Consider the following 12,271-nt stretch of genomic DNA (forward strand, 5'->3'; position numbering starts at 1 on the left):
CCAATCTGACCCGTCTGGTCAGTTGATCCCCCACTGTCCCCGCAACTGCGCAGACGCCGTAGCGCGCTCAGCGCAGTGCGGGTATCCACCACGCCAGCAGCAGTGGAATCAGCACGAAGGCCAGCAGTGTCGAGCACAGCACCAGACTGGCGACCTGCTCAGCTGAACGGCCTGCGCGCACCGCGAACAGGTAATTGAACACCGCCACTGGCATCGACGGCTGCAGCACCAATACGGCGTGCGCCAACTGCTGCAAGCCGATTGCCCAGCCGATGATCCAGCCCAGCGCCGCGCCACAAAGAATGCGCAGCAACCCCAGCACCAGGCCGTTACCCAGGTGCTGCACACGGATACTGGCCAGTGACACACCCAGCGTGATCAACATCAGCGGGATGGTCATACCGCCCAACAGGTCGACGGTATTGGCCAGCCAGCGCGGCAATTCAACATCGAGAAACAGCACTGGCATCACCAGCGCCAGGCTGATCATGATCGGGTTGAGCAACAGTCCCTTGACTGAAGCCGCGGCCCCGGAGAGCAGCATGCCGATACTGAAATGCCCCACCGACAACACCAGGAAAAATGCCACTGCCAATGCCAGGCCAGGCTCACCGAAGGCGAACAGGGCCATGGGCAGGCCCATGTTGCCCGAGTTCGGGAACAGGTAGGCCGGTACCAGCACTTTCCAGTCCAGGCCGAACAGGCGACTCAGCAGCCAGCCGACCAGCCCCATGCATGAGGTCACCAGCACGCAGGCCAGGGCCATCTGCGAGAAGGCCCCCACATCCAGTTCGGCTCGGCTCAGGGTAGACAGCACCAGGCAAGGCGTACCGACATTTAGCACCAGGCGCGCGATGAAATCAGTGGGGTACTGGTGACCGCTGCGCACCCAGCCGTAGCCGATGCCTGCCGCAATCAGTACCGGAGCCAGAACGGCGAACAACTCGGCTAACATCTACTACCCCCGTCACGTCGAGCGAGGCATCCTAGACTGCACAAAAGGCTCGGGCAATGATGCCGGGTCCTATCAATCCGCTCTGGGGTCTGCCATGCGCCTGATTCTCCTGCTCACCAGCCTGTTCGCTCTGCTCACTGCCCATGCCGGTGAAATCGATCAGGCCGCCGCCATCTCCGCCTTGCAGCGCAGCGACAGCCTGCTGATCGACGTGCGTAGCGCCGAAGAGTTCGCAGAAGGTGCACTGCCCGGCGCCATCCGTATCGGCCATGAAGATATCGCCGCACAGATCGCCAGTGTCGCCCCGGACAAAGATCGCCCCCTGGTGCTCTACTGCCGCAGCGGTCGCCGCTCCGCCATCGCCCAGCAAAGCCTCGAGGAAATGGGCTATAGCCAGGTGATCAATGCCGGTGCCTATGACGAACTACGACCACTGCTGGAGCATCGCGAATGAGAGCTGCCCTGCTGCTGACTTTGGTCATCCTGAGCGGCGTGGCGCAGGCGGCCGAGTTCGAGGTGCAACTCAACGATGGCCGACGCGCCTGGAGCAGCAGCGAACTGCTCGTGCACCCGCAAGCGCGCGATATCGAGATCATCGATGACGTCAGCTACAAGCGCACCATGCACTACAGCGCCGTGCCGGTCAGTGCGCTGCTGGAGGGTATCGAGCCCGGCGACCATCTCCAGGCCGTGGCGCTCGACGGTTTTGCCGCAGAACTGCCAGCCTCGATTCTGTTGGCCAGGGAAGGAGCAAAAGCCTGGCTGGCCATCGAAGATCCCGAGCATCCCTGGCCGCCGCTGGCACAGGGCAAACCCAGCGCAGGACCTTTCTACCTGGTCTGGACCGATCCTTCTGCCAGCCAGATCGGCCCCGAGCAGTGGCCCTTTCAGGTCGCCCGGATTCGTCAGCTGGCCGCTGTCGAACAGCGCTTCCCTGCCCTGCTCCCGGCGACGGATGCCAATGCTGAGGTGCAGGCCGGTTTCGCCGTCTACCAGAAGAACTGCATGGCCTGTCATCGCCTCAATGGCGCGGGTGATTCCGAGTTCGGCCCGGACCTGAACATTCCGCACAACCCGACCGAATATTTCACAGGCGATTTTCTACAGCGCTACATCCGCGACCCACAGAGCTTGCGGCGCTGGCCGCAGGGGCGTATGCCCGGCTTCAGCGAGCAGGTACTGCCACCTGCCGAACTGCAGCGCTTGATCGCCTACCTGCGGCACATGGCCCAGCGCAAGAGCGACACGAGCCCGTAGAACGATTTGGGAAGGGTGCGCCGTGCGCACCGGGATTTTGGCGGGGTAAACCGAGGTGCGCATGGCGCGCCCCACGAAAGGCCGTCAGTCTGGGGCGCGCGGCGCCCCTATGTCACGAGCGCCTATTGGCGCATCACTGCTGACGCACCTGCAGCAGTGGCGCCACCTGCACCTGCGCATGCATTTGCTCGCAACCGCCACCGCGGCGCATGCCACGTACCGGGCAGGCATCGAGGTAATCCAGGCCGACTGCCAGCTTCAGATGTCGCTCCGGGCGCGCCAGGCAGTTGGTCACGTCGAAGCTGTACCAGGCATCGCCGACCCAGGCCTCGGCCCAGGCGTGGCTGGCCAGGTGCTCGGCATCGTCGGTATAGAGGTAGCCCGACACATAGCGCGCCGGCACGCCCAGGCTGCGCGCGCAGGCGAGGAAGGCATGAGTGTGATCCTGGCAGACGCCACGACGACCGGCAAAGGCCTCGACGGCACTGGTGTCCACCTCGGTGATGCCTGGCTGGTAGGCGATATGGGCATTGAGCGCATGCATCAGGTCGATCAAGCCGTTGCGATCCGTACGTGCCTTGCTCTGCTGCGCGGCGAACTCGCGGATGGCGTCGTCGGCCTGGGTCAGGCGGGTGAAGCGCAAGAACGGCAGCGCTGACTGGCGCTCGTGCTCGGCCTCGCAGGTTTCGTCGATCTCCACCTGGCCGCGGGCGCCGATGACGATGGACTCGTGCGGCTCGTCCAGGGTCAGCACGTGCAGAATGTTGCCGTAGGGGTCGAGCTGAGCGTGCACCGGGCGCGGCAGATCAAGCTGCCAGCTGAGTACCTGCTGGCGCTCGCTGTCATGCGGGGTCAGGCGCAGGTACTGGATACTCGCGCGTACCTGGTCATCGTAGCGGTAGGTGGTGTCATGACTGATCGAGAGTCTCATGCGACCTCCAGGTAGGACGTATGGATGGTATTGCCTAGCTGGCGCACCAGCAGAATGAAGTCGGTGAGCCAGGCATGCAGGCCTTCGTCGAGCACTTCGTCGATGCTGGTATAGCGCAGTCGCGCATCCAGTTCGGCGGCCAGGCGTTGTGCCGGGCGACCGTTCTCACCCGGCAGACCGGCGAGCATCAGATTCAGTTCTTCCATGCAGGCACGCAGCGAGCGCGGTACCTCGGGGCGCAACAGCAGCAGCTCGGCGACCTTGCGCGTACGCGGCGATCCTCGATAGATCTCGGCGAAGGCCTCGAACGAGGACAGCGCGCGCAGCAAGGCACTCCATTGGTAATAGCTACGCGCCGTACGCTCTTCCAGCTCGTCGATTTCCTCGCCGAGCATTTCGTAGCGCGCATCGAGCAGGCGCAGGGTGTTGTCAGCGCGCTCGATGAAGGTGCCCAGGCGGATGAAGCGATAGGCCTCGCCGCGCATGATGGTGCCAAAGGTGGCGCCACGGAACAGGTGTGAACGCTCCTTCACCCATTCGCAGAAACGGCTGATGCCGTAGCGCCCCAGGCCCTGCTCGGCGATACCGCGCATCTCCAGCCAGGTGGCGTTGATGTTCTCCCACATGTCGGCAGTGATCCGCCCGCGCACGGCATGGGCATTGCTGCGCGCGGCCTGCAGGCAGCAGTAGATGCTGCCGGGGTTGCTCGCATCGAGGGCGAAGAAATGCAGCATGCGCTCGCCGTGCAGCGGGCCGTGGCGCTCCAGGTAGTCGTCCAGGGTGCCGGTGATCAGCAGCGGCATGGCCAGTTCATCGAGGCCATCGCCCCGGCCGTCCTGCGGCATCAGCGAAAGCGAATAGCTGACATCGAGCATACGCGCGAGATTCTCGGCACGTTCCAGGTAGCGCGACATCCAGTACAGATCGGAGGCAGTTCTCGAAAGCATGGTCAGTCCTCCACCACCCAGGTGTCCTTGGTCCCGCCGCCTTGCGACGAATTGACCACCAGCGAGCCTTCGCGCAGTGCCACACGCGTCAGACCGCCAGGCACCAGGCGGGTTTCGCGACCGGTCAGAACGAACGGGCGCAGATCGATATGGCGTGGTGCGATGCCGCGCTCGACGAAGGTCGGGCAGGTCGACAAGCACAGCGTCGGCTGAGCGATATAGGCCTCCGGTTTGGCCATCAACTGCGCGCGGAAGTTCTCGATCTCGGCCTTGCTCGCCGCCGGGCCGACCAGCATGCCGTAGCCGCCGGAGCCCTGGGTTTCCTTGACCACCAGCTCGGACAGATTGGCCAACACGTGGGACAGTTCTTCCGGTTTGCGACACTGCCAGGTTGGCACGTTCTTGAGGATCGGCTCCTCGTCCAGATAGAAGCGGATCATGTCACCGACGTAGGGGTAGATCGACTTATCGTCGGCCACGCCAGTGCCGATGGCGTTGGCCAGCACCACATTGCGCGAACGATAGGCCGACAAAAGCCCAGCGACACCGAGCAGCGAGTCGGGGTTGAAAGCCAATGGATCGAGGAAGGCGTCGTCAAGGCGGCGATAGATCACGTCCACCTGGCGCGCACCGGCGGTGGTGCGCATGTAGACCTTGTCGTCGCGCACGAACAGGTCAGCGCCCTCCACCAATTCCACGCCCATCTCGCGGGCAAGGAAGGCGTGTTCGAAGTAGGCGCTGTTGAAGCGGCCCGGCGTCAGTACCACGACCGTGGGGTTGTCCAGCGGGCTGGAGCTCTTCAGCGCATCGAGCAGCAGGTTCGGGTAGTGGTCCACCGGCGCCACGCGTTGCGCAGCGAACAGCTCAGGGAACAGGCGCATCATCATCTTGCGGTCTTCGAGCATGTAGCTCACGCCGCTGGGCGTGCGCAGGTTGTCTTCCAGTACGTAGTAGCTGCCGTCGCCGTCACGTACCAGGTCGACCCCGGCAATGTGCGCGTAGATGTCGCGGTGCAGGTCGAGGCCCTTCATGGCCATCTGGTAGCCCTCATTGGCCAGCACCTGCTCGGCCGGGATGATCCCCGCCTTGATGATGCGCTGGTCGTGGTAGAGGTCGGCGAGGAACAGGTTGAGTGCCTGCACACGCTGGATGCAGCCGCGTTCGACGATACGCCATTCGCTGGCGGGGATGGAGCGGGGAATGATGTCGAAGGGGATCAGCCGCTCGGTGCCCTGATCATCTCCGTAGAGGGTGAAGGTGATACCGGCGCGGTGGAACAATAGGTCGGCTTCTCGTCGGCGCTGAGCCAGCAGATCGTCCGGCGTCTCTGCCAACCAGCGGGCAAATTCGCGGTAATGCGGGCGGACAGCACCGCTCGCGTCGTACATCTCGTCATAAAAGGTGCGGGCCATGCCGTACTCCTTGTCACCCGGACTTGCAGCATCCTCTGCAAGGCCCGAGCCAGTGAAATTAATCCTTTAATTTCAAATAGATACCAACAAAACCCAAACAGAAAGCACCGAAATGGTGCGGCGCGATGTTTCTGTCATGAGACGCCGCCCCATTGCGTGGCACAGCAAAAATTCACTGGCCATCGCAGCGCGCGGTGAAGGTAAAAAGCTTGCAGCCCCGCCCTGCAGTGGCCCCGGACACTTAGCTGTCACATTGCGTGACCGACTGGTCAAGCGCAACCGCTTTTGTACCGACTACACGACGAACAAGTGTCGGAATGAACGTGCGTAGCCGGATGAAATCCGGGGCAGAACGGCGTGATCTTTCCCGGATTGCATCAGCTACGGGCTCGCTGAGCAGACGCCAGCAACAGCTCATCACGACTCACAAATATGCCCCCTTTGCGAGTGCTGCTTGTTGTAGGAGCCCGCTTGCGGGCGATCCATGTATCCGTGGCCTGATCGCCGGCAAGCCGGCTCCTACAAATATCGTCCGATTGCGACTCACGACCTGTAAACCTGTCCGCTGAACAGGCAGCACCCTACGGATATGACCCGCGATCAAACACCCGCTCCACGCTCCATCAAATGACTCATCGCCGCCTTCAGCTTCATCGGTCGCACCGGCTTGTGCAGCAGGCTATGGCCCAGCTCGCGCATCTGCTGCTTGAGCTCGTTGCTGTAGTTGGCGGTGATCATCAGCGCCGGTAGCGGTGTACTACGCCGGGCGTTGATCTGCGCCACGGCGTCGACGCCATTGCGCTCGTCGTCGAGGTGGTAGTCGGCGATCAGCAGGTCGGCCTCGGCGTGGTAGTTGTCCACCTGGCACGCCAGGTCTTCTTCGCTCAGCGCGGTGACCACCCGGCAGCCCCAGCCTTCGAGCAGGGTGCGCATGCCGGCGCAGATCGCCGCGTCGTTATCCAGCACCCAGACCCGCGCGCCGCTGAGGCGTTCAAGCAGCAGATCCGGGCTGTCCTGCACGGCACGCACGCGCGGCGGGTCAGCGGCACCTCGACGGCGAACATCGAGCCCCTGCCCTGCTGCGACGCCACGCGAATGCGATGGCCTAGCATGCCCGCAATCTTCTCGACGATCGCCAGGCCCAGACCCAGACCGCGATCCTGCTTGCGCTGCACGTTATCGCCGCGTTTGAACTCCTGGAAAATCTCCACCAGCTTGTCCTGGGCGATACCGATGCCGGTGTCCCAGACTTCGATGGACAGGCTGTTGCCGCGCCGTCGACAGCCCAGCAGGATGCGCCCGCTGGCGGTGTAGCGAATGGCGTTGCTAAGGAAGTTGCGCAGGATCCGCGCCAGCAGTTGCACGTCGCTGCGCACCAGGGCCGAGCTGGGCAGGTAATCCAGGCGCAGGCCTTCGCTGCGGGCGATCTGGTGATACTCGGCGGCCAGGTTCTCCAGCAGCTCGCTGACGGCGAATGGCGCGATATCGGGCTTGATCACCCCGGCATCGAGCTTGGAAATGTCCACCAGCGTGCCGAGCAGGCTTTCCACGTCTTCCAGCGAGTTGCTGACGTTGCGCACCAGCGGCGCGCAGCCTGACAGGTCGCGTTTCTCCAACAAGGCACTGGTGAACAGCCGCGCTGCGTTGAGCGGCTGCAGCAGGTCATGGCTGACCGCGGCGAGGAACTTGGTCTTGGACAGGTTGGCCTGCTCGGCCTCGCCCTTGGCATCACGCAGGCGCGCTTCCATCTGCGTGCGCTCGTCGATCTCGCGGCGCAGCTGGTCGTTCACCGTGGTCAGCTCGGCGGTGCGCTCGCGCACGCGCTGTTCCAGGTGTTGATAGGCCTGGTGCAACGCCTCGGCGGTGCGGCGGCGCTCGGTGATATCGCGGATCAGCACGAAGATGCCGACCACTTCGCCGCTGGCCTGACGGTTGGGCACGTAGGAACGCAACATGTAGCGCTCCTGGCCGTTGTGGTTGGTTTCGGCGAATTCGAAGGTCACGCTCTCGCCGGACAGCGCCAATTCGACGTAGGGTTCCAGACGCTGGCAATGCTCCTCGCTGTGCACTTCGCGCAGGCTCTGGCCGAGCATGGCGCCGCGTGGCCAGCAGTACCATTCCTCGTAAACCTTGTTGGTGAATTCGTAGACCAGATCAGCCGACAGGTAGGCGATCAGCGCCGGCACGTGATCGGTGATCAGGCGAATCCAGCGCTCGCTGTCGCTCAGCGCCTGAGCCTGGCGATGGCGCTCGGTGATATCGGTGAAGGTGTTGACGAAGCCGCCGGTGGGCAGCGGATGAGTACGCACTTCCAGCATGCGTCCGTTGAACAGACGCACCTCCACCTGGCGCAGCGGTTTGCCGGCGGCGTCGCGGCTGTCCGGGGTCAGCGGTTCAAGTTCGCTTTCCGCCATCACTTCGGCGAACGGCCGATGGGCGTTGATCGGCGCCAGGCCGCAGAGTTCGAGGAAACGGTGGTTCCACAACTCCAGTGCACCCTCGGCATTGACCATGGCCATGCCCTGCGACAGGTTGTCGACCGCGCGCTGCAGCAGGCGCGACTTCTGCGCCAGGGCCTGCTCGCGGCGCAGCGCCTCGCTCTGCTTCACCTCGGTGATGTCGGCGTAAAGGATCACCAGCCCGCCCTCCCGGGTCGGCCGCTCACTGACCTGCACCCAGCGCCCGTCCTGCAGGCGGAACAGGCTCGGCTCGCCCTCCTTGCCCAACTGCGCTTCCACCACCAGACCAGTGCTGCGGCTCAGCCGGCGAATCTCCTCCAACCGCGTACCGGTGCCGATACGCGCGCGGCTGCGCGACCACAGCGCCTTGAAGCGGCTGTTGAATAGCACGATGCGCTGTCGATCATCGAACAGCACGAAGGCGTCGGAGATGCTCTCGATGGCGTCGATCAAATGCTGGTGCGCGGTCTCGGCGCGCAGCCGCGCATCGCTGAGTAACTGGTTGCTCGACTTCAACTCGGCCATCGCCTGGTTCAGCGCGTCGGTGCGCTCGCGCACCTGCTCGGACAGCACCACCGAGTGCTGGAAGGCCGCGTAGGCGTCATCGCCACGGGAATGGATCGACTCGACCCGCTCGATCAACGCGGAGTTGATTCGCCTGAGCTTGGCGTTCTCCTGCTCCAGCGCCGCACAGCGTGCCTGCAGCTCAGCGCTCGCCACGCCCAACAGGTCGGCCAATTGCGACGCCGGTGAAGGTCTGGTTGATGTGCATGCCATTGAACTGCTCTCCGTAGGTGTTGAAGCCGATCACCCGCTGCTGGCGCAGCAGCGTGGCGACCGACTCGACGCCGCCATCGTTCTCGATCTCCAGGCGGCGCAGGAAGCAGTCGCAGCCGATGGTCAGCAGCAGCGGACCGAGGCGCTGCTCCAGCCCGGCGAACAGCTGCGCAAGGTTCGGCAGCAAGGGGCCCGGGCGCATGGCAGTGAGGACGATGCCGTTCTCCACCGCGCAGTAGAAGGTCAGGCTGAGGTCGTCGTGCACCTGCTGGATCGAGCGCACGTAGTAGTGATCGCTGATCCGTACCGCCAGCGGATAGGCGGCGAACGCGCGCAGATCCAGCGCCTCGACCGGCACCCCGATCAGCTCGGCATATTCCTGCGCGGCCGGTGCGGCATTGAGCTCAAACACCCGCCGTGTGGCACTGTCGGCGCGGGTTACCACGAGCTTTTCCGCACTGGGCTGGATGTGATGGGTGCTGAACACCTCGAACTCCAGCCAGGTGTTGAACAGCACCACTACCGCTGCGCCGCTGTGGAAGCGGCCGCCGTGATAAACGTGGGTATGGGTCAGGTGGTTATCGTCGCCGGCCGAGCCGCCGAAGTGCGGGATGCTGCCCAACGCCGCGCTGAGTGCGCCGAGCACCAGTTCTTCGCGGCTGGAAAGTCCGTCGAGCAGGGTCAGGGCGAAGCTGTGGCCCTTGATCGAGGCCAGCTCGTTGCTGCGGCAATTCTTGACCAGACCATCGACCAATTGCTGCGCGTCGAGCAGATTGAAGCGCTCCATCTCGTCGATCAGCACGCTGGCGATGGAGAAACAGCGCAGGTCGAAGCCCAGCGCCACCACGCAGCCACGGCCATAGCCCTGCGGGGTGATCTCACCGGCGCTGGTACAGCCGACCAGGCTGACGCCGCCGAAGTGGGCTTCCAGCGCCTGGCCGAGCCCGTCGAGGTCGTATTCAGCCGAGCAGAAGAACAGCACGAAGCCGAGATAGGGGTGGATCAGCTGGCGCGCCAGTTCCTGGGCGGCCAATTCCACATCCTTCGTGCTGGAGACGGCGCTTAGCACGCCGTCCGGCTGTTGCAAGGCCATATCACGCCCCAATGCACCTGCTGATCATGGCGAAATTCTACGAAGCCGGTGCTGCCCGCCCCATGCTACTTGAGTACTGGGTAGTCGATCCGTAGGGCGTACTCGCGAAGCAGTACGCGACGCACGCCGCCACCCCGCTCACGCCATACATGGGCAATTCAATATGTAGGGCGGGTGCAACCCGCCAGTGGGCAACGGCGGGTTGCACCCGCCCTACAAACTGCTGCGCCGTGCGCACCAGTGTTCTTACAGGGCCGGCCAGAACATCAGGTTCAGCACGAACATTCCGGCGTAAAAGCCGATCTCCAGGGTTTCCGTCCACGGCTGGATGCGCTTGATCGCGCCATGCACATGCACCAGCACCATCAGCAGGGCCACCGCGGCCAGCACCTCGAAGGTGGTGTGCAGCGCTTCACCGGTCAGCGCGGCGCGCAGCATCAGCGCTTCGACGATGAGGATGAAGGCGCCCAGACAGCGCCCGAAATACACCGCCAGGTCGATGTCCTGCGGAATGCGCCAACGCATCAGGCGCGCCCAGGCCAGCGGCACGAGGAAGATGGGCAGCGCAAAGACCAGCGTAGTGCTGATCGCCAGTACCAGCAGATAGGTTTGAGCCGATTCGCTCCAGAGTCCGATCATTGAATTCTTCCTTTCGATCCCTGAGAGTCTGTTCACGATCTGGCGAGCTAGAGCGATACAACACCGATGGCGGCCCCGCAAAAACAAGCGAGGAGCGGCCGAGGTCGCGGGCGACTGTACTTTTGCACATGAGCATTCCGACCGGGCTGGCGATCCAGCTTGTTTTTAACGCAGTAGCGCCGACGCGCAGCAGATCGTGAACAGGCTCGAAAAGAACGGGAGGCCCTTGGGCCTCCCGTCGTCCGCAAGCCGTATGGCTTACCAGCTGAGCACCGCACCGACGGCGAAGGTGTCGGTATCCTCGTTCAAACCACTGCCGGCGGCGGCATCGATCTGGTACTGGTTGTACTCGGCGACCAGCTTGAGGTTGTCGTTGATGGTGCGGAAATAGGCGATGCCACGGGTCTCGTAGTCCGCCGCCACACCCAGGCCGTTGCCGTCGTCCTCGGTCTTGCCGTAGGACAGCGCCACGCGGTTCTTGCCCCAGGTGTAGGAGCCCTGCAGCAGATAGCCGTCGCTGTCGATGTCACGCAGGGTCGGCTCACCCAGGTTGTTGGTGAAGAAGGGGTTGATGCCCTTGGCCTGGAATCCCGAGCCGGTCAGAGACAGGCCGCCGAACTTGGCCTGCACGCCATAGCCGAGGCCCTTGGAGGTGACCTTGTCGACGCTGTCGTCGGTGTTCTCGGAGGTCTGGTAGGCGCCGTTGACCCAGGTGTAGATGGTCGAGCCGCCAAGATCGAACTGGTAGCTGACTTCCGATTCGAAGCGCGGATTTTCCTGGTAGGCCTTGCCGGTGGCGCTGTCGTCGTTGGTGTCGACCGGGTCCATGATGCCCACGGCCACACGCAGGCCTTCGGCCAGGTTGTTGTTGCGGTAGGTGATCTGCGAGGTCGGGAACGGGTACGGGTAGCCAGTGCCGATGTTGCCGAACGAAACGCCGTTGCCGTCCACCAGGCCGAGGGTGTCGGAGACGTTGCCGTACCCGGCCAGCAGCTCGTCGAGGAAGATGTTGGAGCGCGAGAACAGGCCGAAGTCCTTACCCACCAGCACCTCGCCCCACTCCGGGCTGGAGACGGTGCCGTAGAACTGACGAACGTCGATGGCAGTGTCGGTGCCGTTGGTTTCGCTGTCGTTGATGGTGACCCAGAAGGACGAGCGGCCGGTCAGCTTGAGACCATCGATCTGCTTGCCGAAGTTGAAGCCGATCCAGTTGGGCAGAAAGCCCATCTTCACCCGCGACTGGCGACGGTCGAATTGCTCGCCGTCACGATCGACGTCGCTGTTGACGTAGAAGGCGTTGATGTAGCCGTCGGTGGAGAAAGTGGTGTCGTCCTTGTCGTACAGGACGATCTCGGCGGCGGCCTGCTGCGCGGTCGCCAGAGCGACGGCGGTGGCCAGGGTCAGGGGCAGAAGTCGAGTGATGGCGATCTTGTTGTTGTGCATAACGCTCTCCGCTTGAGTGGCGACCGCCAGGGCAGTCGTGTCGGAGGCGATTATCGAAAGCGGGTCCGGCGGGCCATACGCTGCCTTGGCAGCGATTCGCTGCTGCTTTGGCCGGGCGCTACCGTCGCGCTTCCGCCGACTCGCGACCGACCTGCTACCGGTAGCGGGAGAAAGGTATTAGTACCGGGCCAGCCCTAGGGCGTAGACATGCGCCAGTAACGAGCGGCGCAGCTGCACAAGGCTTCGCCCCGGGTCGGGGCTCCTACACAAGCACCAGACACTGCCTCATCCTGTAGGAGCCGCGCCCCGCGGCGAATCGAAAGAACGCGGCAAAGCCAGAGCCTCGCACCGGACCGGG

The 12,271-nt window shown here is 63.7% G+C and carries 9 protein-coding genes and 1 pseudogene; 2 read left to right on the forward strand and 8 right to left on the reverse strand.

Annotated elements, in window-relative coordinates; genetic code table 11:
• Positions 1 to 67: 67 nt before the first annotated feature.
• On the reverse strand, positions 68 to 955 hold the full coding sequence (locus DBO86_RS01035) for an AEC family transporter (protein WP_108232754.1): 888 nt from the start codon (positions 953 to 955) through the stop codon (positions 68 to 70).
• A gap of 94 nt (positions 956 to 1,049) precedes the next feature.
• Between DBO86_RS01035 and DBO86_RS01040 the strand changes: the two genes are divergently transcribed.
• Together DBO86_RS01040 and DBO86_RS01045 are read left to right on the forward strand one after the other, a co-directional pair.
• Positions 1,050 to 1,409, forward strand: a complete 360-nt coding sequence (locus DBO86_RS01040) for a rhodanese-like domain-containing protein (RefSeq protein WP_084340762.1) — start codon at positions 1,050 to 1,052, stop codon at positions 1,407 to 1,409.
• Entirely contained in the window at positions 1,406 to 2,212 is an 807-nt protein-coding gene (locus DBO86_RS01045) for a c-type cytochrome (protein WP_084340761.1), read from the forward strand. The genes DBO86_RS01040 and DBO86_RS01045 overlap by 4 nt, the downstream gene beginning before the upstream one ends.
• A 133-nt stretch (positions 2,213 to 2,345) precedes the next feature.
• Here DBO86_RS01045 and DBO86_RS01050 read toward each other — a convergent pair whose 3' ends face one another.
• The 7 genes and pseudogenes from DBO86_RS01050 to DBO86_RS01080 form a co-directional block, all read right to left on the reverse strand.
• On the reverse strand, positions 2,346 to 3,143 hold the full coding sequence (locus DBO86_RS01050) for a transglutaminase family protein (RefSeq protein WP_003461372.1): 798 nt from the start codon (positions 3,141 to 3,143) through the stop codon (positions 2,346 to 2,348).
• Positions 3,140 to 4,090 (reverse strand): alpha-E domain-containing protein, encoded by a 951-nt coding sequence (locus DBO86_RS01055; RefSeq protein ID WP_108232755.1) that lies wholly within the window; start codon positions 4,088 to 4,090, stop codon positions 3,140 to 3,142. Before DBO86_RS01055 ends, DBO86_RS01050 begins: the two co-directional genes overlap by 4 nt.
• A 2-nt stretch (positions 4,091 to 4,092) precedes the next feature.
• Positions 4,093 to 5,502 (reverse strand): circularly permuted type 2 ATP-grasp protein, encoded by a 1,410-nt coding sequence (locus DBO86_RS01060; RefSeq protein ID WP_108232756.1) that lies wholly within the window; start codon positions 5,500 to 5,502, stop codon positions 4,093 to 4,095.
• A gap of 600 nt (positions 5,503 to 6,102) precedes the next feature.
• Positions 6,103 to 8,738: pseudogene (nahK, locus tag DBO86_RS01065) on the reverse strand (hybrid sensor histidine kinase/response regulator NahK/ErcS').
• Positions 8,668 to 9,831, reverse strand: coding sequence for a nitric oxide-sensing protein NosP (gene nosP, locus DBO86_RS01070; protein ID WP_108232757.1), 1,164 nt, complete (start codon positions 9,829 to 9,831; stop codon positions 8,668 to 8,670). The pseudogene nahK and the gene nosP overlap by 71 nt, the downstream one beginning before the upstream one ends.
• A 246-nt stretch (positions 9,832 to 10,077) precedes the next feature.
• On the reverse strand, positions 10,078 to 10,470 hold the full coding sequence (locus DBO86_RS01075; protein WP_074856001.1) for a hypothetical protein: 393 nt from the start codon (positions 10,468 to 10,470) through the stop codon (positions 10,078 to 10,080).
• Positions 10,471 to 10,728: 258 nt separating this feature from the next.
• A complete protein-coding gene (locus DBO86_RS01080) occupies positions 10,729 to 11,913 on the reverse strand; it encodes a porin (RefSeq protein WP_074855999.1) in 1,185 nt (394 codons plus the stop codon).
• Positions 11,914 to 12,271 lie beyond the last annotated feature (358 nt).

Source organism: Ectopseudomonas oleovorans, assembly GCF_003052605.1.
Taxonomy (GTDB): domain Bacteria; phylum Pseudomonadota; class Gammaproteobacteria; order Pseudomonadales; family Pseudomonadaceae; genus Aquipseudomonas; species Aquipseudomonas oleovorans_A.